The following is a 19,161-nucleotide window of genomic DNA, read 5'->3' on the forward strand; positions in this document are numbered from 1 at the left end:
TACGATATTTCAAGGAGCATGCTATGAAAGTTCAAGCATCAGTTAAGAAGATTTGTGGTAGCTGTAAAGTTGTGCGCCGTAAAGGCCGTGTACATATTATTTGTACAGCAGAACCTCGCCACAAGCAACGTCAAGGTTAATACTTAGCATGAGAAAACATTACGTTTTCTTTGCTAATTAAATTAATACTTGAAAAATAACGGCGGATGCGATATCATCCGCCACTTGCCGTGTTTATACAAAATCTTTTATAATAGAATCGATAGACAGGCTTATGGTCAAGACATCGATAACGATTATAAAAGCTCTAGTATTAACAGCAACAAATCTGAAGAGTAAAGCCTTATCGTTAGATAACGCTTATTTTTCTTTAATGGAGAGAAATCAATGGCTCGTATTGCCGGCGTAAACATTCCGGATAATAAGCATGCTGTTATTTCACTAACTTACATCTTTGGTGTAGGTCGTACCACTGCTCAGAAAATCTTAGAAGCAGTTGGCATCGCCCCTACGACTAAAGTCAGTCAGTTAGATGATACACAGTTAGATGCTATCCGTGCACAAGTTGCAAACTATATGACTGAGGGTGACCTTCGTCGTGAAGTTTCAATGAATATTAAGCGTTTAGTTGATCTTGGTTGTTACCGTGGCATCCGTCATCGTCGTAACCTACCAGTTAGAGGTCAGAACACCAAGAACAACGCTCGTACTCGTAAGGGTCCGACACGCCCTCTCAAAAGATAATTAACTTAGGAAGCTAAAAGATGGCAAAAGACACTCGCAGTCGCAAAAAGGTGGCTCGTCGTTCAGTATCGGAGGGCATTGCCCATATCCATGCGTCTTTTAATAACACCATTGTTACGATTACCGATCGTCAAGGTAATGCATTGGCTTGGGCCACTTCAGGTGGACAAGGCTTCCGTGGTTCACGTAAATCTACACCATTTGCAGCTCAGGTTGCAGCTGAAGTCGCTGGTAAAGCGGCCCAAGAATATGGTGTTAAGAATATCGATGTTTTGGTCAAAGGACCAGGACCGGGTCGTGAGTCTGCGGTAAGAGCACTAGGTGCATTGGGTTATAAAGTTAACAGCATCTCTGATGTAACCCCAATCCCACACAATGGTTGCCGTGCGCCGAAAAAGCGCCGCGTCTAATATTAAAGACGAAGCTTTTTATACTAAAAGCTTATAGGAGACATAACAATGGCCCGCTATATTGGACCAAAACTGAAATTATCACGTCGTGAAGGTACGGATTTAGGCCTTAAGTCTGGCGTTAAACCGTATGACGTAAAAACGAAGAAAGCTGGTCGTCCACCAGGTCAACATGGTGTAAGCCGTAACAAGACCTCAGAATATGCTCTACAGTTGCGTGAAAAGCAAAAAGTTAAGCGTATTTATGGTGTGCTAGAGCGTCAATTCGCTAATTACTATAAAGAAGCTGCTCGTAAGCGCGGTGCTACTGGTGAAAATCTACTAGCAATGCTTGAGAGCCGTCTAGACAACGTGGTATATCGCATGGGCTTTGGCTCAACTCGCGCAGAAGCACGTCAGCTAGTCAGTCATCGTACTGTTATGGTAAAAAAAGCTGGTCGTGATGAGTTTGTTCGTGTGAACATTCCATCAATTCAGCTTCAAGATGGTGATGTCATCGCTATCCAAGAGAAATCTCGCGAACAGCTACGTATTAAAAACGCTATTGAACTAGCGACACAACGTGGTATTCCAGAATGGCTTGATGTTGATCACAGCAAACTACAAGGCACGTTTAAACATGCGCCTGATCGTATTGATCTACCTGCTGAAATCAACGAAAGCTTGATCGTTGAGCTATACTCTAAGTAATGACGTAATGCTCAATGTTATGAAAATGGCATTGAGCAATTAACGTTAATTAAACCAGTTTAATAAATCGAGGTGACATCATGATGCTAAATGCAACTGAGTTTCTAACGCCGAATGCCATTAATGTGGATACGGTTAACGAAACGATTGCGAAAGTCACGCTCGAACCGTTAGAACGCGGCTTTGGGCATACCTTAGGTAATGCTCTGCGTCGCATCTTGTTATCTTCATTACCTGGTGCTGCAGTCATTGAAGCTGAGATTGATGGTGTTGACCATGAATACTCAACGCTTGAAGGCCTGCAAGAAGATGTACTTGACTTGCTTTTGAACTTAAAAGGCTTGGCAATTACGCTTCATGACCAAAATGAAGTATTTTTGACCTTGGATAAACAAGGTCCAGGCACTATTACTGCTGCAGACATCGCGTTGCCGCACAATGTTGACATCATCAATCCAGAATTGGTTTTGGGTACATTGAGCGACCGTGGTCATCTTAAGATGCGTTTGCGTGTAGTGATGGGTCGTGGATATGAGCCAGCAAACCAGCGCCGTGAAGATGGTGATACCAAGGCAATTGGACGCTTAAAGCTTGATGCAAGCTTTAGTCCTGTGCTTCGTGTTGCTTATCAGGTTGAGAACGCTCGTGTAGAGCAGCGTACTGATCTTGATCGTCTTATCATTGAGCTTGAAACTAATGGCACTATAGATCCAGAAGAAGCAATTCGTAAAGCAGCCACTATTTTACAACAACAGATTTCTATCTTTGTTGACCTAGAAGCTGAAGAAGCGCCTGAGCCTGTGAAAGAGAAAGAAGAGGTTGATCCGGTGCTATTACGCCCTGTGGACGATCTTGAACTAACGGTTCGCTCAGCCAACTGCTTGAAAGCTGAAAACATTTACTATATCGGTGATTTGGTACAACGTTCAGAGACTGAACTTCTAAAAACCCCAAATCTTGGTAAGAAATCATTAACGGAAATCAAAGACGTTTTAGCGTCTAAAGATTTAGAGCTCGGTATGCGCCTAGATAACTGGCCACCAGCTGATTTACGTGTTGATGATCGCTTTTCTTATCGTAGCCGTTAAACTTTAAGGATTTTTGACTATGCGCCATCGTAAGAGTGGAGTCAAGCTGGGTCGTACCGGCAGTCATCGTAAGGCAATGTTTCAGAACATGACTAACTCATTATTTGAGCATGAACTGATCAAAACAACTTTACCAAAAGCTAAAGAACTACGTCGCGTTGCCGAGCCATTAATCACTATGGCTAAAGAAGACAGCGTTGCTAACCGTCGTTTAGCATTCAGCCGTATGCGTAGCAAAGCTATGGTAGGCAAATTATTTGGCACGTTAGGTCCTCGTTACCAGACTCGTCCAGGTGGTTATTTGCGTATCGTAAAATGCGGTCATCGTGATGGTGACAATGCGCCAATGGCATATGTAGAATTAGTTGATCGTGACTAGTTTTATACTGAATATATGATTCATAAAAAAGCTCCAATTAATTGGAGCTTTTTTTTATGTCTTGAATTTGGTTAATCACATTATTCATTTTGTTAGAGCAGTAGTGAATCAACATCAGCAGCACCTTGCCTGACAATCTCAGGTTGGCTGCTGGTCATATCTACAATGGTGGTTAGCTTGGTTGTCTTTATACCTGCATTGATTAGACCGTCAATTTGATTGCCTAAGATGTCTTCAATTTCGAATGGATCGTCAAGTATGTCATCACGGTTAGGTAAGATTAGTGAGCTGGTTAAAATGGGTTCATCCATCGCTTCCAATAATGCTTGAGCAATAGGATTGCTAGGTACACGAATACCGATGGTTTTTTTCTTCGCATGCGACAGTTTTTTTGGTACATCTTTTGTGGCATTTAGAATGAATGTAATAGGTGCTGGGGTATGTGCTTTTAGCTGTTTAAACTGCACATTATCTACAGTAGCGTAATTAGCAATCTCACTTAAGTCACGGCACAATAAGGTAAATTGGTGTTTATCATCAAGCTCACGAATTTGTTTAAGTTTTTCTAACGCATCTTTGGCACCCAGACGACAACCAAAGGCATAGCTGGTATCGGTAGGGTAGATGATCAGTTGGTCTTTACGTAGCAGGTCAGCCACTTGCTCAATCAATCGAGGCTGTGGATTGTCTGGGTGAATATAGAATACTTGCATAGTGCTTCCTTATCTTATAATTATGAGGTTTTTCTTCATTTGAATAAGTGTTTCGGTGGCTGTGTTAAGTTTGTTTACTACAGAGGATAATTCATAAATTATATTTTAAACGTTGATAAACTTTACTGGTTTAAAATATCGATTTGATTATTAGTATAGCGCATAGCACATGTAACTTTAGTGGCAAGGCGTTATTGTTCGTATAAGATCCTTAACCATTCACGTTATAAAAATCATATCATTGAGAGTTATATTGCCATTGGTTTAGTCTAATTGGGTGTGGAAACCTTAAGTAAAGTAAGTAATAATTTTTTAGCATCACGTGGTAGTGTCTGAGGCTCAGTAATATACTGTTCTGCTTGTCGATAAACATCATGTTCGAAGGTGCTATCACTCGTATCAAACGATGCAAATAAATTGTCCTGTGATACTTGGAAAGGTCGCCCGCAAGCTAAAGTAAAAAGACACTCCAATGCCTGCGGCTTAATTTCAACGCGTTCAAAAGACTGCTGCTGAGCTGCTGATCGTCCATCTGGTGCATACCAGTAGCCAAAGTCAGGCAACCTTCTACGAGCTTCTCCGGCCACACACCAATGGCTGACTTCATGCAATGCACTGGCAAAAAACCCATGAGCAAATTCAATTCTTGCGGGTTCATTGTTTTGGGCAGGAAAGTATTCGGGTTCACCTTCACTACGAACCAATATAACCTTTTGATCGGCAAATAAAGTATTGAATAATTGAATGAGCCAGTCGGTAGCTACTCGCTCATTATTATCAGCTAATTGTTGGTCGTTATCGTCAGTTTCGGTAGTAGATAAGCATTGCCATTCATTTCTCAGGCGCTCTAACGCTCTATTCTTCTCAAGATTTGATGAATCGGTAGAAGTGGAGTTCATATCACTGGCCAACTCGGTAAGACATTTCAATAGTATTTTTGCTTTAGAGGATGAGAGTAAGTTAGCAAAGTCAATTTTATTGTTAAACGAATTCATAAGTGAAATACTGGTCAGATAAGTGGTAAAAATGAAAACTATCACCTTAGTATAAAGGCGAAGAACAGGTCATGTTAAATCGTGCCAATATCAAAAATATTAACATACTAGCGCTAGCGTCATTCAATGCTTTCCGTTAGTATGGCAGGCAATATTATACACCGTTTTGATGAATGAGGCCGCGCATGTCAAGCACTCCAGAAAGTAAACCGTCAGCAATGCATACTGATAACAAAAAAGTGCCGTTACCTACCAGCATGCCCGATTCTATTTCTTTAGATAAGTGGGCAGATACTGGTTATGAATGGTCAGGAGAAGTAGAGCCAAGTGCGTTCAAACGTCTGGCGCTTATTCTAGCTACCGAACACGAGCAAGAAAAAATACAGCTTAGTGCTAGCTTGTATCGCCGTAATAATGTCTTACATTTGGCATTTACATTGACTGGTCAGGTTTGGCTAACTTGTCAGCGCTGTCTGCAGCCAGTGGCTATCGATTTGTCTGATGATTTTAATATTGCTTTGCTTGAAAAAGAGAGCCAAGTACGCTTAGTGAATGAAGAGCAAGATTATTTATTACTTGATGAAATCATTACAGAGCAATCACCAGAGAAGCTATTGCCATTCAAGAAATTGGTTGAAGACGAGATACTACTCAAGACGCCAATGTCACCAAAGCATGATGACTGTGAGATGACGGTAGAGCAGTTTGGTGAGATTCCAGAAGAAGAAGAAACAGAAAATCCTTTTGCCGCTTTAGCCTCGCTAAAAGGCAAGCTGTAGTTTCATCAAAAGCAGTTCACATATAAATGTACTACTTAATGAATTTGTGATACCTTTCATCAGCTTTCTACAGAAGAGTGAGATGCAGGGCTTTATTAATCCATTAAACATGCGTATAATGTCCGGTTTATTGCATTCTAGCAACAAGTTGCTTACTGATAGAAGCTGACTATGCAAATTTACTATAGATTTTAGACATAGTTAGCATTTTATGTGAGTGGCAATCTATTTAACTAATGATGCGTAAGACTTAGGTTGTTGTGATTATATGGCCTCTGTCAGTATCGATTAAAGCTGAATTTCAAGCTTATCCCTTTTAAGTATAGGAGCTATATCATGGCTGTTCAAAAAAGTCGTAAAAGCCGTTCTCGTCGTGACATGCGCCGTTCACACCATCGTATGGAAGTGGCTGAGCTGAGCATTGATGCTACTACTGGTGAAAAACATCGTCGTCATCACATGACTAAAGATGGTTTTTACCGTGGTCGTCAGTTGTTCAAGGTAAGTCAAGACGCCTAAGTTGTTTGTTAGCTAATGCAAAAGTAGTCATAGTACTGGTGACTATTATTGCTTTTGCATAGCCGCATCAAGCAATGAGTTTTGAGCTAAAGAAAGCCAAGTTATTTCGCTATCATATATTATGTGGCTGGATAACTTGGCTTTTTGTTATTTATGACTAAACTTTTAGCATAGATAACCTGTTGTTAGTCGATTGAAAAGTGTGCTGATATAAACTGCCCCTTTAGATTGAATAGCGCTTTACTATCGCTGTTTGGTTTGCATCCGCTATGATAATAGGGTGGGTCAGTGTATAGTTTACTGACAATCCGTTTTCTTATACCAATAATCGAAGTAGCGGCTTTGTATCACATCTAATAATATAATACACCCCATTGTTTTTAGGGATATTTCTAATTAAATAAGGAATATTGGTTATGGCTTCTGTACCCGATATGGTAAAAAAGCAACCCGCTCGTATCGCGGTTATTTTTCCTGGACAAGGATCTCAAGCAGTCGCGATGACGAGTGAGCTTGCTGACGTTTATCCAGAGATACGCGATACATTTACCGAAGCGAGTGATGCGCTTGGTGAGGATTTGTGGGCGATCTGTCAGGATGAAGAAAAACTCAATCAAACCCAATATACTCAGCCAGCGCTACTAACAGCGAGTATCGCAATTTGGCGTGTATTACAACAAAAAATAGACGACACGCCTTGTTATTTAGCTGGTCATTCTCTAGGCGAGTATAGTGCCCTGTGTGCTGCTAACGTGATATCGCTTGGTGATGCAGTCACTTTAGTACATAAACGTGGTCAGCTGATGCAAGAGGCCGTTGTAGGTGTCGATACTGCTATGGCTGCGGTGTTAGGACTTGAAGATAACCGAGTAGAAAACTTGTGCGAGCAAGCCACCGAACATGTCGATGACGCCGTTGTTGGCGCTGCTAACTTTAATAGCCCAGGGCAAGTGGTTATCTCGGGTAACGCGGCTGGTGTCAATGCGGTTATCGATAAAGTAAAGAATACGGGCAAAAAATCTGTCCCTCTAAAAGTGAGCGTACCGTCTCATTGCGCCCTCATGGAACCTGCAAGTAGTGCTTTGGCTGAGATACTCGCGGGTATCAAGTTTGATCAAGCAACTATTCCTGTTATTCAAAACCGCCATGCACGCGTTGAGAGTAGCGCTGTAGGCATCAAACAAGCATTGACTGAACAGTTGAGCGAGCCTGTATTATGGTCAAAAACCATGCAAGAGCTGGCAGACAAGCAAATTAACATATTAATCGAATGTGGCAGTGGCAACGTACTAAGCAATTTGGCAAAGCGTCAAGCACAGCCAATCTCAAGCTATCCTACAGACAAGCCTGCCCGTCTAGAAAAATTATTAGAGGTGTTATCATGAGCCGTACGATTACATTAGTGACTGGCGCTAGCCGAGGTATTGGTAAGGCAGTCGCCAAACGTTTTGCTAAAGAAGGACATTTTGTCATTGGTACAGCGACCACTGAAAAAGGTGCTGAGCTTATTGATGATTATCTTCATGACTCTGGTGGCATCGGTCGTGTCTTAGATGTACGTGACACCGCTCAAATTGACAAACTGTTTGAAGAGATCGAAAGCGTCTATGGCGCGGTACAAGTATTGGTCAACAATGCAGGTATCACTCAAGATGGTCTATTGATGCGTATGAAAGATGAAGATTGGGAAAATGTCATCGATACTAACTTGACGTCAGTCTATCGCATGAGCAAACGCGCAGTACGCGGTATGATGAAAGCCCGTCGCGGTCGTATTATCAACATCACCTCTGTCGTGGCTCAAATGGGCAATGCGGGTCAGTCTAACTATGCTGCGACCAAAGCAGGGGTAGAAGGATTCAGCCGTACGCTCGCGCGTGAAATCGGTTCACGACAAGTGACCATCAACTGCGTAGCACCAGGTTTGATTGAAACGGATATGACAGATGAGCTTGATGAGCGTCTCCTTAATTCTATGCTAGATGCTGTACCTATCAGCCGTTTGGGTCAGCCAGAAGACATAGCAGCTGCTGTACATTTCTTAGCCAGTGATGAGGCCAGCTATATCACAGGCGCTGTTATTCCGGTCAATGGTGGCATGTATATGTAAGTGACACACAAGTGTTACATAGTGATAATAAAAAACTGTGTGAACGAGTGTAAACTATAATAAAGGGTGCTATAATGACGGACACTTTTATGTCAAAGCCATGTATGATAGCAAGGCTTTACCAGACATTAGTCAAAACGTATCATTAGTTATAAAGCACTCAGATAGCCATATGAATCTGAAAGTTCCATCTTATATACAATGCCATAGAGCCTAATAATAGGACTATGGCAGTTTGTCAAAATAATAGATCAAAAAGGAGAAATCTACATGAGTAACGATACCGAGCTAAGAGTTAAAGCTGCAGTAGCTGAGCAATTGGGTATGAATATTGAAGATATCAACAACGATGCTTCATTTATGGAAGACTTAGGTGCAGATTCATTAGACCTAGTTGAATTGGTTATGTCATTTGAGAGTGATTTTGGTATCACTATTCCTGACGAAGATTCTGCAGAATTGACGACCGTTCAAAAAGCAATCGATTACGTACAAGCCCAACTATAATTTGCTCTTTACGTAGCAATTTTATAATACCGCTTATCTTATTGGATAGGCGGTTTTTTTTGGCATGCGATTTAAACCAATCATTTTTTAACATAAACTACGTCAATTCAACATTATTCAACATACGATTACTATCTACATCCGATTACTTTGTTTATACTCATAATGGTAAGCCGTAATGAAGTGCATATTACAGAGCATCATACTTAGGTAGGTGTGATAACCGCTAAATGTACACATTACCAAAAAAATAAATACGAGCGATAAATAATAATACTTTAAGGAGCACACATATGGGTATGTTCAGTTTTGCAAAAGACATCGGTGATAAAATTTTCAATCGTGACGATGCCAAACATGATGCCAAGTCAGAGTCAAAAGCGGATGCCAACACCCCCGTTCAAAGCAGTGAACCTAGCGCGCAGTCAGTGGCTAATATTTTACTTCGCCGTATTCAGCAGCAAAACCTAGATATCAGTGAGCTAAAGATTAAATATAATGGCTCAACAGATACGGCAGAAATCAGCGGTAAGGCTAAAACGCAAGCAGATCGTGAAAAAGCCATCATCGCTATCGGTAACGTACAGAACGTTGCGAAAGTCATCGATAATATCGATATCGAAGAAGATGCCCCTGAATCTACGATGTATACAGTAAAATCTGGCGATAATTTATCTAAAATTGCCAAAGATGTATATGGTTCAGCAAACGATTATATGAAGATTTTTGAAGCCAATAAGCCCATGCTTTCAGAACCAGATAAAATTTATCCAGGTCAGGTCTTACGTATTCCTAAGCCATAATATTTGTAATGGATAATACAAAAATATGCGCTAATAAAAATGCCTCTTGTAAATAAGAGGCATTTTTTTGTTTAGACAAATATAAGCTTAAGACTTAATCGCTTTTAATTTATCTTGCTGCTCAGTTATTGCCCAAAGGATATGCTCATCTAATATCTCATTGTGTACACCCAGTTTTGACTGTAATTGAGCAACAGTATCTGCACAGGCGTTGGCATTTCCAAGTCCAATAGCGATATTGCGTAAAAAGCTAACATAACCTGTGCGTCTGAGTGGGCTGCCTTCCGTCTTTTTCATAAAGTCAGCTTCTTGCCACTGCCATAGTTCAAGTAGGCTACTACTATCAAGGTTGTGCCGTGGTGCGAAGTCTTCTACAGGTGTGATATTGGCATAGCGATTCCAAGGACAGATAAGCTGGCAGTCATCACAACCAAAGACGCGATTACCAATCGCTCGGCGGTACTTGGTATCAATGGTACCTTTATGCTCGATAGTGAGGTAGGAGATGCAGGCTGAGGCATTAAGCTCATAGGGTGCGACAATCGCTTGGGTAGGACAAATATCAATACAGGCGCTACAGCTGCCACAATGCTCTTTGATAGGTTGGTCATCTGGCAACTCAAGGCTAATAAATAGCTCGCCCAACACAAAAAACGAGCCTGCTTGTTTATTAATGAGTAGCGTGTGCTTACCTGTCCATCCAAGGCCAGCAGCATCAGCGATAGGGCGTTCAAAGATAGGTGCAGAGTCGCTAAAAGGCCTAAAGATAAAATCTCGCTCTGACCCAATATTGAGATGTTGCCATTCAGGAAGCATTGTTTCTATTTTTAATGCCAATTGCTTTAAACGGCTACGCATGGTCTTATGATAATCCCGTCCTCTTGCATAACGCGCGATGATACCTTGGTTGGGGTGGTCGTTGTCAGTGATTGTCCGCGGCGTTGGTGCTTGAGTCAGATAATCCATACGCACACTGATGATGGTTTTTGCGCCATCGACCAGTTTTTCAGGATTAGCACGTAGCTCATGATTGCTGTGCATAAACTGCAGTTGCCCCTCATAACCCTTATCTAGCCATTGCTGTAACTGCACGATTTGTTTGGCAAATAAAGGGTGATGCACGGATAGAAAACCACAGTCAGCAAACCCTAAAGCCTGTGCTTGGGTTTTAATCCACTGCTTGACGTCTGCTGTGGTAGCAAATGCTATTGGCTGATTAACGACAATCTTGTCTTTATTTTTATCGGTATGCATAGAAGGTCGATGTTTACTGGATATTTGCTCGTTTGGTTCGGTGATATTATTCATGTTTGGTAATTAGCGATAATGTGAATACCGTTATGATAAGCGAGTGAGCTAAGAGCGCAAGTATAAAAGAAAATAAACTTACATTCATATCGATACATAAGTCGATGTAAGCTTTTGCTAAGCTGAGATAGAAGATGAGCAACCATATGTCGATATGTCGATAACATACAAAAATGAGCCAAAAGCACCAAGGATCAATCATGAAAAATCAGAGCAATGTATCATTTATAAAAACGACAAAACCTATCGCGTTATATAGCAGCGCGCAAATATATGCGATGGAGCAAGCATGGTTTGCAGAGGGGCATGATAGCTTTGGATTGATGACGCAAGCAGCGTGGCAAATGGCGCAGCAGATCGAGCAGCTGTATGAGCAGCAGAATTTCAATACCAACCACTTTGCCAACACCATTGTCTCTCAGCGTATTACCCGCCCAAATACTCGCCCGCGCCGAGCAAGTATTTGGGTAGGAAAAGGCAATAATGGCGGTGATGGCTGGCTCATTGCTTATTATTTGCAGCAAGCTGGCTGGCAAATAGAAGTGATGGCGGTTGGTTTTAATGAGAGTGATTTTGACATCACCGATCAACCAGTGATTTCTGCCAAAAAAGATAGCAATATCAACAATACAACTGATGCGACCAAAGCACGACAGATAGCCCTACACGCCAAGTGCCATTATGAACGCTTTGAAGAGGCTGATCATTATCATGACTTATATGATGGTCTATATGATAAGTTGCACAATGACTCAAAAGAAAGAGCGTTGCCCGCCGACGTCTATATCGATGCCCTATTTGGTATAGGCTTAGACCGTGCTCCCGAGGGTATTTATAAACAGGCGATTGATACTTTCAATAAATTGTCTGAGCAAAACCATGCGCTTGCTATTGCTGTGGATATTCCAAGTGGGCTGATGGCCGCTACTGGCGAAGTGTTCGAACGCATAGCGATACGAGCGGATGTGACTTTATGCCTGATTGCGCGCAAATTTGGTTTACATACCAAGGATGGTATGGATTATAGCGGGCAGGTGGTTGACATACCGCTGATACCGTATCCTATGCATAATAAAGCATTTATGCCCGTAGCAAAGCTCGTTACTACTGCTTATGGTTTAAGCCCACGGCGTCAAAATAGCTACAAAGGCAGCTATGGTCATGTATTAATCATCGGTGGCAATCGTGTCCATGGCTCACAAGGTATGGGTGGCGCAGCCATTCTTTCTGCATCAAGTGCGATGGCGACAGGGGCGGGTAAAATGACCGTTGCCTGCCATGACGCTTTTCATGGAGCGCTATTAACCTCTCTACCAGATGCAATGACCATCAATTTGCATGATGTGGAAGGGGTCAAACAGCTAATTAAAGCAGCCAGTGTGATTGCTATTGGTATGGGCTTAGGCCGTGACGAAAAAGCAAAAGCACTGTTTATCCAGTATCTACAAGCTGCTATAAGAGCAAAAAAACCAATAGTGATTGATGCTGATGGTCTGTACCATTTGGCCTCGCTACAAATGGACGGTCATGAGCTGATAAAAGATCTGCGAGAGTATGCTGCCAACCATCGGGTTTGTTTGACACCGCACAGTGGTGAAGCCGCTAGATTGCTGGATAAAAAAATACATGAGGTAGAATCAGATAGATTGGCCGCTATAAAACAGGGTGCGACAATTTTTGGTGGTGATTGGGTGTTAAAAGGCGCAGGCTCTTTAGTATTAGAGCATGGTTTGGGTCAAGATCAGGTGTATGTCTGCGGTGTTGGTAATGCTGGCATGGCAACGGCTGGCATGGGAGATGTGTTGTCGGGTGTCATTGCTGGGTTGTTGGCACAACAAGACTTAGAGTCAGCAATGCATCGTTTGCATCAAGCAGTGATTATACATGGGTTGGCAGGGGATCAGCTGGTCAATCAAATGAGTAACGAGCACCGTGATAATGGCAGGCTTTTGATAGGACAACGAGGGCTACAAGCTCAAGATATGCCTGTAGCCATTCGTCATATTATGCAGTTGATTAGTAATAGATATTAATATCTATCACTAGGGTCTGTTGAACATTAAAATATTAGGGCTGCTGTTCGCTAAAATTGCACCAAACTAGGCGCAAACCGACGATAATGTCGAGACCTTAGCTAGGCTTGCAACAACGTTTGGGGGGATTTTAGCATCAGCCTTGAGAACGGATCGAGCAAAGCACCGCTTTGCCCGTTCGCAAGGCAAGAGCTGTGCTCGAGTGGAGGGCAGCACTATTTTTTTCCAATACATGGCGACATTGTTTACCCTAGAATGACTAGGCGTCAAAAATGCCACGGCATATTGTCTAAAAAATAGTGACTGCCAGCACCACATCTGAATGTTCAACAGACCCTAATATTGACTCTAGGTAGCAGCCTTGCCACAGTACTGATCAATCGCTTGCTGTACACGCTCACGTTTAAGCTCAATTTCTCGGCCATCCAAATACTGACGTTTGCCTTTATCGTCCATCTCATAAATGCGTCCGCCAACATTTAGGTTGGTCAAGTTATTACGAAGTGACTGGCAGCGTTGAGCGTTGGCTTGTGCATCTTGCTCTTTGATGCGTGCCTCAAGCGCTGCTACTCGCTGCTCTTCAGCAGTTTGAGTATTGTTGCTCTGGTTGGCATCTGTTTTACCTGCCATTTGTCCTGCGTTGTTTTGCCGTCCATCACTACGAAATTCAATCAGTTCAATGTTCTTACCCGTTTGCGGAGAATGTTGGCTGTATTTAACTTCACCATGTGCTCCGATGGATTTGTAAACTTGAATAGCCTGACTGGCATTCATGGACAGCAGTAGCATACACGCGGTACTCGTTAATAGTTTGGCAGCGGTATTTATCTTAGACGCATATGCCATAGTAGCAATCCTCTTATGTAATAAAAATCAAATGTATATAGGTGTAAATATAACACTTGAGCGTTTTATTGGTAGTAATAATGTATCGACTTTCAATTTTAGCAAATAATACTTATGAATGTATATTATTTAATAACTAATAGTTTGGGATAGGCTTTAGAAGTTTTTCTTGACAATAACTCGCAAACCATCGAATATAATAGCAGTTGATTGGTCAGTGAACGGCTTTTACGATATTGCCGTGGCACTTGAGAATGAGGACTACGAGCTACTTATCAGTAGCTTACGCAGTTTTATTTCCTTTGTGACAATGATATAGCAAGCATGGTGGCATAACGACCACTATTCTAACTTTATACATTGTCTCCGGACTTATCTGTCTACAATGACTAAGATGAACTTATTATTTGAAAAGTGCTAAATGTGTTTTTAGCGGTTGTGTCAAACACGATATAGTATGTAGTTGAGAAGCTTTCTAACAGGCCTCTTGTAAGCTCTAATGACCTTATAATGCAGTATTGGCCATGAAAATTACTTTACCTACTTATGTCGATGCATCTGTATGAACAAATTCACAATGAGTACTTGCTGGTATTTACTCTCAATAATAAGCCATTTCTTTTATGGATGCACTCGCATCTTGTCACTGTATATCGATAAACCTCCATCACAAAGCTGACCTTAAATACACTGCTGTGTTTGAATGATATATTGTCTCATAAGACAGTATTAATTAAAGCTACTAGGCAGATATTCTTGATATGGACAAGAATTAGCGATGATTCAATGAGTGTAAAAATAATGACTATCAGTGATTATCCAATCTCATAGAATACCGCAAATTCTCGCCGCAAAAAAAGGTGATGACAGTGACGCAAACCACGCAAAGTCCGAATATGACAGGACGTACCCAAACGGGTAATGCCGCCAAAAATTTTGAAGAAAAGCAACAACGTCTTGCTGAAGGTAGTGAGCAGCCTGTAATGCTGTCTGGTGCTGAGATGTTGGTGCAATCACTGACTGACGAAGGTGTCAAATACATCTTTGGCTATCCAGGTGGTGCAGTTTTACACATCTATGATGCGCTGTTTCAGCAAGAAGCGATTGAGCATATTCTCGTGCGCCATGAGCAGGCCGCTGGTCACATGGCAGATGCTTATTCACGCGTAACGGGCAACACGGGTGTTGTACTAGCCACATCAGGACCTGGGGCGACCAATACGGTGACGGCTATTGCCACCGCCTTTATGGACTCAGTACCGATGGTAGTCATTGCAGGTCAGGTACCAAGCAGCCTAATCGGTGAAGATGCGTTCCAAGAAACAGATATGGTCGGCGTGTCACGTCCTATCGTCAAGCATAGCTTTCAAGTACGCCATGCTAGCGAAATCCCCATGATTGTCAAAAAAGCCTTTTATATTGCGCAGACTGGACGTCCAGGGCCTGTTGTCATTGACGTGCCAAAAGACATGACCGCACCAAGTGAAAAATTCGCTTATGAGTACCCAAAAGAGGTATTTATACGCTCGTATCAGCCCTCACTCAAAGGTCACAGCGGTCAAATCAAAAAGGCCGTTGAAACGCTATTAGCAGCGCAGCGTCCTATCATCTACGCTGGTGGTGGTGTGATTTGGAGTAAGGCTCACGAAGAGCTGACTGAGCTTGCGCATCGTCTGAACTTACCCGTGACCAACACTTTAATGGGCCTTGGTACGTTCCCTGGCTCAGATGAGCAGTTCTTAGGTATGCTTGGCATGCACGGCACTTATGAAGCCAATATGAGCATGCATCATGCTGATGTGATATTGGCTGTCGGTGCACGTTTCGACGATCGCGTGACCAATAACGTCAAAAAATTCTGTCCTAACGCCACCATTATTCATATCGATATCGACCCTGCTTCGATTTCAAAGACCATCCTTGCGCACATTCCTATCGTGGGTGACGTAAAATCTGTCTTAACGGACATGCTAGACATCGTTGGTCAAGACAAGCAGTTAGAGCAACATGCATTGCTTGACTGGTGGTCGCAGATTAACGAATGGCGTAAACGTCATGGTTTGCGTTATGACACCAGTACTGACAATGGCATCAAGCCACAGAGCGTCGTACAAGCCTTAGATAAAGTGACTAATAGTAACGCTATTATCACGAGTGACGTCGGCCAGCACCAGATGTTTGCGGCTCTCTATTATACTTATAATGAGCCTCGTCAATGGCTGAACTCAGGTGGTCTTGGTACCATGGGTGTTGGTCTGCCATATGCGATGGCTGCCAAACTTGCCAATCCAGAGCGTGATGTGGTTTGTATTACTGGTGAAGGCTCTATTCAGATGAATATCCAAGAGCTATCCACCTGCTTGCAATATAACTTACCAGTCAAAATCCTGAACATCAACAATGCTCAGTTGGGTATGGTTAAGCAGTGGCAAGACATGCTATATGAAGGTCGTCACGCACAGTCATATATGAATTCACTGCCAGACTTCGTTAAATTGGCCGAAAGTTATGGTCACGTCGGCATCAAAATTACTGACCCTGCAACTATGGAAGCACAGATAGCAGAAGCGATGGCAATGAAAGACAAGCTGGTATTTATTGACGTTTATGTCGATCGTAATGAGCATGTATATCCGATGCAAATCGCTGGACAGACAATGCGTGATATGTGGTTAACAAAAGGGGAGCGTACCTAATGCAACAACAACATCTGATTTCGGTATTGATGGAAAACGAAGCGGGTTCGTTGTCGCGGTTAGTCGGCTTGTTCTCACAACGTGGCTACAATATCGAAACCTTAAACGTCGCGCCTACTGATGATCCAAGTATCTCACGTCTAACGGTAACAACCATTACGTCACCTGAAAGAATTGAGCAAATCACCAAGCAATTGCATAAATTGATTGAAGTGGTTAAAGTGCTTAATCTAACAGAAAACGTACACGTTGAGCGTGAGTTGATGCTCATTAAAGTCCGTGCGACGGGCGGTGTACGTGAAGAGATTAAACGCAGCGCAGATATTTTCCGTGCACAAATCGTTGATGTAAATTCAAATTTATATACGATTCAAATCGTGGGTGACAAAGCCAAACTTGACGGCTTCATCGATGTCATTGGCCGTGAGCGTATTATGGAAGTGGTTCGCTCAGGGGTTATTGGTATTGCCCGCGGTGAAAAGACTCTAAGCATCTAATTATTTATCAAAACCAGTTTAAACCAATATTTATTTATCTAATCAACAAAGCGCTTATCTTAGTTATTATATTGACTACAGCATAAGCGTTTACTATCCATGGCAAACCATGATTGAGAAAAAGGACTGTATTTATGAACGTTTATTATGACAAAGATTGTGATTTATCAATTATCCAAGGTAAGAAAGTTGCCATTATTGGTTATGGTTCACAAGGACATGCGCACGCGCTTAACCTACAAGATTCAGACGTCGATGTGACTGTTGGTCTACGTGCAAACTCAGGCTCATGGAAAAAGGCAGCAAATGCGGGCCTAAAAGTTGCTGAAGTAGAAGCAGCGGTAAAAGCCGCTGACGTCATCATGATTTTGACGCCTGATGAGTTCCAAAAAGAGCTTTATAACGATGTAATCGAGCCAAACATAAAAGAAGGCGCTACACTAGCTTTTGCTCATGGTTTCGCAATCCATTATAATCAAGTTGTCCCACGTGGCGATCTTGATGTCATCATGGTTGCACCAAAAGCACCAGGTCATACTGTACGTTCAGAGTTCGCTAAAGGCGGCGGTATCCCTGATCTTATCGCTATTTATCAAGACGCTTCTGGTCAAGCCAAACAGTTAGCATTATCGTATGCTGCTGGCGTTGGTGGTGGTCGTTCAGGCATCATCGAAACAACGTTCAAAGATGAGACTGAGACGGATCTATTCGGTGAGCAAGCCGTACTTTGTGGTGGTGCAGTAGAGCTGGTTAAAATGGGCTTTGAAACACTAACAGAAGCGGGCTATGCACCAGAAATGGCTTATTTCGAATGCCTACATGAGCTAAAGCTTATCGTTGACTTGATGTATGAAGGCGGCATCGCTGACATGAACTACTCAATCAGTAACAACGCTGAATACGGCGAATATGTTACTGGCCCTGAGGTTATCAATGAGCAGTCACGTGAAGCCATGCGTAATGCACTAAAGCGCATCCAGTCTGGTGAATACGCGAAGATGTTCATCTCTGAAGGCGCAACCAACTATCCATCAATGACTGCGCGTCGTCGTAACAACGCTGACCATCAAATCGAAATCACTGGTGCTAAGCTGCGTGGCATGATGCCATGGATCGGTGGTAACAAAATCATCGATAAAGACAAAAACTAAGTTTTATACAGATAAAAGTCTTATTCAGATAAAAATCTGATTTAGATTAAATAGCCCGTGTTATCACTTGATAGCATGGGTTTTTTTATGCAAAGTATTTGTTAGGCGCTTTGCGCTTTGATTTGAATCGGGGTTATCGGTTGAAAACCAGTAATTGCTACCCAATATAAGCAGGCACCTTAACATTGGCCAAAGCGCCTTTGCGATTAACATCCGTCATTGTTCCAACCCGTTTCTAAGTAATTGAATTGGGCGGATGCTTCATTCTCACTTTTTATAGATAACAGGTTGTATGTTGTGCAAATATCTTATCCAGACTGGCTAACGCCGCAATTCGTGTATATTACTCTTAGCGCTGTGGTAGCAGTTTTAATTTGGATAGAAGGGGAGATGCTCAAAAAGACCGATGGCAAATTGCCCAAATCTAAATTTTTTCAAGTCAGCTCGTTGCTAGACACATTATGGTTCTTTATCTCCGTGGTGATCCTATACGTGATTGATTTGACACCATTGGCTATCGCAGTCCCTGCAGCTTACGGCATTTATACGACTTTTGGCTGGATATATGGTACAAAATTATTGAAGCGTAAAGGCATCCCTGACTCTCCCGCAGATCTAGTGATACCGGCTAAATACATTGCTTATAGTCAGTCGTTTTCGTTGATATTTTTTGCCTTATGTTTGCTGGTATTAAGTGCACCATGGTTACCGATATCGCAGTAGTCGATACTGAGTACAACAACCTGCTATTAGCCTTTTTTGCTTAGACGATAGTAGATCTGTTTTTGATATAACAGCGTATATAAATCGGAAATTTATTTGGTGGTGTTCTAAAAAGTATGCTGTCATCAGACATAACCATAGTTAATATAAAAGAATACCAGATCGAATAC

21 protein-coding genes are annotated in these 19,161 nt (G+C 42.1%); 17 read left to right on the plus strand and 4 right to left on the minus strand.

Annotation, left to right across the window (positions count from 1 at the left end; all coding sequences use genetic code 11):
• Window positions 1–23: 23 nt before the first annotated feature.
• The 6 genes from rpmJ to rplQ all read left to right on the plus strand — a co-directional run bounded on the left by rpmJ (window position 24) and on the right by rplQ (window position 3,311).
• Window positions 24–140, plus strand: a complete 117-nt coding sequence (gene rpmJ / locus QL982_RS07815) for a 50S ribosomal protein L36 (protein WP_010196721.1) — start codon at window positions 24–26, stop codon at window positions 138–140.
• Window positions 141–387: 247 nt separating this feature from the next.
• Window positions 388–744, plus strand: coding sequence for a 30S ribosomal protein S13 (rpsM, locus tag QL982_RS07820; RefSeq protein WP_021813384.1), 357 nt, complete (start codon window positions 388–390; stop codon window positions 742–744).
• A gap of 20 nt (window positions 745–764) precedes the next feature.
• Window positions 765–1,154, plus strand: a complete 390-nt coding sequence (gene rpsK / locus QL982_RS07825; RefSeq protein WP_010196728.1) for a 30S ribosomal protein S11 — start codon at window positions 765–767, stop codon at window positions 1,152–1,154.
• A gap of 48 nt (window positions 1,155–1,202) precedes the next feature.
• Window positions 1,203–1,844, plus strand: a complete 642-nt coding sequence (gene rpsD / locus QL982_RS07830) for a 30S ribosomal protein S4 (RefSeq protein WP_057758723.1) — start codon at window positions 1,203–1,205, stop codon at window positions 1,842–1,844.
• A gap of 80 nt (window positions 1,845–1,924) precedes the next feature.
• Window positions 1,925–2,932, plus strand: a complete 1,008-nt coding sequence (gene rpoA / locus QL982_RS07835; RefSeq protein WP_021813386.1) for a DNA-directed RNA polymerase subunit alpha — start codon at window positions 1,925–1,927, stop codon at window positions 2,930–2,932.
• 19 nt (window positions 2,933–2,951) lie between these two features.
• Window positions 2,952–3,311 (plus strand): 50S ribosomal protein L17, encoded by a 360-nt coding sequence (gene rplQ / locus QL982_RS07840; protein WP_010196736.1) that lies wholly within the window; start codon window positions 2,952–2,954, stop codon window positions 3,309–3,311.
• A gap of 92 nt (window positions 3,312–3,403) precedes the next feature.
• On the opposite strand, the gene QL982_RS07845 is transcribed toward rplQ, so the two are convergent.
• On the minus strand, window positions 3,404–4,024 hold the full coding sequence (locus tag QL982_RS07845; protein ID WP_290162000.1) for an L-threonylcarbamoyladenylate synthase: 621 nt from the start codon (window positions 4,022–4,024) through the stop codon (window positions 3,404–3,406).
• A 269-nt stretch (window positions 4,025–4,293) separates the two neighbouring features.
• On the minus strand, window positions 4,294–5,019 hold the full coding sequence (locus tag QL982_RS07850; RefSeq protein ID WP_290190258.1) for an elongation factor P hydroxylase: 726 nt from the start codon (window positions 5,017–5,019) through the stop codon (window positions 4,294–4,296).
• Window positions 5,020–5,204: 185 nt separating this feature from the next.
• On the opposite strand from QL982_RS07850, the gene QL982_RS07855 reads away from it, so the two are divergent.
• The 6 genes from QL982_RS07855 (at window position 5,205) to lysM (ending at window position 9,737) form a co-directional block, all read left to right on the plus strand.
• Window positions 5,205–5,798, plus strand: a complete 594-nt coding sequence (locus tag QL982_RS07855) for a YceD family protein (RefSeq protein WP_201592628.1) — start codon at window positions 5,205–5,207, stop codon at window positions 5,796–5,798.
• 336 nt (window positions 5,799–6,134) lie between these two features.
• On the plus strand, window positions 6,135–6,317 hold the full coding sequence (gene rpmF, locus QL982_RS07860; protein WP_068408434.1) for a 50S ribosomal protein L32: 183 nt from the start codon (window positions 6,135–6,137) through the stop codon (window positions 6,315–6,317).
• 416 nt (window positions 6,318–6,733) lie between these two features.
• Window positions 6,734–7,702 carry an ACP S-malonyltransferase gene (gene fabD, locus QL982_RS07865; protein WP_290162957.1) on the plus strand — a complete coding sequence of 323 codons (969 nt, stop codon included), beginning with the start codon at window positions 6,734–6,736 and terminating at the stop codon, window positions 7,700–7,702.
• Window positions 7,699–8,427: a 3-oxoacyl-ACP reductase FabG gene (gene fabG / locus QL982_RS07870; protein WP_290162956.1), complete on the plus strand. Its 729-nt coding sequence runs from the start codon at window positions 7,699–7,701 to the stop codon at window positions 8,425–8,427. The genes fabD and fabG overlap by 4 nt, the downstream gene beginning before the upstream one ends.
• Before the next feature lie 270 nt (window positions 8,428–8,697).
• On the plus strand, window positions 8,698–8,934 hold the full coding sequence (gene acpP / locus QL982_RS07875) for an acyl carrier protein (protein ID WP_290162955.1): 237 nt from the start codon (window positions 8,698–8,700) through the stop codon (window positions 8,932–8,934).
• Between the two features lie 293 nt (window positions 8,935–9,227).
• Window positions 9,228–9,737, plus strand: coding sequence for a peptidoglycan-binding protein LysM (lysM, locus tag QL982_RS07880; RefSeq protein WP_290162953.1), 510 nt, complete (start codon window positions 9,228–9,230; stop codon window positions 9,735–9,737).
• A gap of 87 nt (window positions 9,738–9,824) precedes the next feature.
• Here lysM and queG read toward each other — a convergent pair whose 3' ends face one another.
• Window positions 9,825–10,991 (minus strand): tRNA epoxyqueuosine(34) reductase QueG, encoded by a 1,167-nt coding sequence (gene queG / locus QL982_RS07885; protein ID WP_290162974.1) that lies wholly within the window; start codon window positions 10,989–10,991, stop codon window positions 9,825–9,827.
• A gap of 254 nt (window positions 10,992–11,245) precedes the next feature.
• Here queG and QL982_RS07890 point away from each other — a divergent pair, with 254 nt between their 5' ends.
• Window positions 11,246–13,078, plus strand: a complete 1,833-nt coding sequence (locus QL982_RS07890) for an NAD(P)H-hydrate dehydratase (protein WP_290162951.1) — start codon at window positions 11,246–11,248, stop codon at window positions 13,076–13,078.
• Between the two features lie 348 nt (window positions 13,079–13,426).
• Here QL982_RS07890 and QL982_RS07895 read toward each other — a convergent pair whose 3' ends face one another.
• Complete coding sequence (locus tag QL982_RS07895; protein ID WP_290162949.1) at window positions 13,427–13,924, minus strand: DUF4124 domain-containing protein; 498 nt, start codon at window positions 13,922–13,924, stop codon at window positions 13,427–13,429.
• Window positions 13,925–14,907: 983 nt separating this feature from the next.
• On the opposite strand from QL982_RS07895, the gene QL982_RS07900 reads away from it, so the two are divergent.
• From QL982_RS07900 to QL982_RS07915, 4 genes are all read left to right on the plus strand, one after another.
• Complete coding sequence (locus QL982_RS07900) at window positions 14,908–16,620, plus strand: acetolactate synthase 3 large subunit (protein WP_290162971.1); 1,713 nt, start codon at window positions 14,908–14,910, stop codon at window positions 16,618–16,620.
• Window positions 16,620–17,117 carry an acetolactate synthase small subunit gene (ilvN, locus tag QL982_RS07905; RefSeq protein ID WP_057758828.1) on the plus strand — a complete coding sequence of 166 codons (498 nt, stop codon included), beginning with the start codon at window positions 16,620–16,622 and terminating at the stop codon, window positions 17,115–17,117. Before QL982_RS07900 ends, ilvN begins: the two co-directional genes overlap by 1 nt.
• 134 nt (window positions 17,118–17,251) lie before the next feature.
• Complete coding sequence (ilvC, locus tag QL982_RS07910) at window positions 17,252–18,268, plus strand: ketol-acid reductoisomerase (protein ID WP_290162946.1); 1,017 nt, start codon at window positions 17,252–17,254, stop codon at window positions 18,266–18,268.
• 297 nt (window positions 18,269–18,565) lie between these two features.
• The gene (locus QL982_RS07915) at window positions 18,566–18,991 is read left to right on the plus strand and encodes a hypothetical protein (protein WP_290162944.1); all 426 of its coding nucleotides are present in this window, start codon (window positions 18,566–18,568) and stop codon (window positions 18,989–18,991) included.
• Window positions 18,992–19,161 lie beyond the last annotated feature (170 nt).

Origin of the sequence: Psychrobacter sp. 5A.1 (genome assembly GCF_030407455.1) — a bacterium.
Lineage (GTDB): Bacteria > Pseudomonadota > Gammaproteobacteria > Pseudomonadales > Moraxellaceae > Psychrobacter.

What these genes read in the sequence shown, in the direction of transcription:
- rpmF (WP_068408434.1), top strand. Translation starts at nt 6,135, where the DNA reads ATGGCTGTTCAAAAAAGTCGTAAAAGCCGTTCTCGTCGTGACATGCGC.
- rplQ (WP_010196736.1), top strand. Translation starts at nt 2,952, where the DNA reads ATGCGCCATCGTAAGAGTGGAGTCAAGCTGGGTCGTACCGGCAGTCAT.
- QL982_RS07900 (WP_290162971.1), top strand. Translation starts at nt 14,908, where the DNA reads ATGCTGTCTGGTGCTGAGATGTTGGTGCAATCACTGACTGACGAAGGT.
- QL982_RS07850 (WP_290190258.1), bottom strand. Translation starts at nt 5,019, where the DNA reads ATGAATTCGTTTAACAATAAAATTGACTTTGCTAACTTACTCTCATCC.
- fabD (WP_290162957.1), top strand. Translation starts at nt 6,734, where the DNA reads ATGGCTTCTGTACCCGATATGGTAAAAAAGCAACCCGCTCGTATCGCG.
- queG (WP_290162974.1), bottom strand. Translation starts at nt 10,991, where the DNA reads ATGCATACCGATAAAAATAAAGACAAGATTGTCGTTAATCAGCCAATA.
- rpmJ (WP_010196721.1), top strand. Translation starts at nt 24, where the DNA reads ATGAAAGTTCAAGCATCAGTTAAGAAGATTTGTGGTAGCTGTAAAGTT.
- QL982_RS07890 (WP_290162951.1), top strand. Translation starts at nt 11,246, where the DNA reads ATGAAAAATCAGAGCAATGTATCATTTATAAAAACGACAAAACCTATC.
- fabG (WP_290162956.1), top strand. Translation starts at nt 7,699, where the DNA reads ATGAGCCGTACGATTACATTAGTGACTGGCGCTAGCCGAGGTATTGGT.
- QL982_RS07855 (WP_201592628.1), top strand. Translation starts at nt 5,205, where the DNA reads ATGTCAAGCACTCCAGAAAGTAAACCGTCAGCAATGCATACTGATAAC.
- ilvC (WP_290162946.1), top strand. Translation starts at nt 17,252, where the DNA reads ATGAACGTTTATTATGACAAAGATTGTGATTTATCAATTATCCAAGGT.
- rpsD (WP_057758723.1), top strand. Translation starts at nt 1,203, where the DNA reads ATGGCCCGCTATATTGGACCAAAACTGAAATTATCACGTCGTGAAGGT.
- rpsK (WP_010196728.1), top strand. Translation starts at nt 765, where the DNA reads ATGGCAAAAGACACTCGCAGTCGCAAAAAGGTGGCTCGTCGTTCAGTA.
- rpoA (WP_021813386.1), top strand. Translation starts at nt 1,925, where the DNA reads ATGATGCTAAATGCAACTGAGTTTCTAACGCCGAATGCCATTAATGTG.
- acpP (WP_290162955.1), top strand. Translation starts at nt 8,698, where the DNA reads ATGAGTAACGATACCGAGCTAAGAGTTAAAGCTGCAGTAGCTGAGCAA.
- QL982_RS07895 (WP_290162949.1), bottom strand. Translation starts at nt 13,924, where the DNA reads ATGGCATATGCGTCTAAGATAAATACCGCTGCCAAACTATTAACGAGT.
- ilvN (WP_057758828.1), top strand. Translation starts at nt 16,620, where the DNA reads ATGCAACAACAACATCTGATTTCGGTATTGATGGAAAACGAAGCGGGT.
- QL982_RS07845 (WP_290162000.1), bottom strand. Translation starts at nt 4,024, where the DNA reads ATGCAAGTATTCTATATTCACCCAGACAATCCACAGCCTCGATTGATT.
- rpsM (WP_021813384.1), top strand. Translation starts at nt 388, where the DNA reads ATGGCTCGTATTGCCGGCGTAAACATTCCGGATAATAAGCATGCTGTT.
- lysM (WP_290162953.1), top strand. Translation starts at nt 9,228, where the DNA reads ATGGGTATGTTCAGTTTTGCAAAAGACATCGGTGATAAAATTTTCAAT.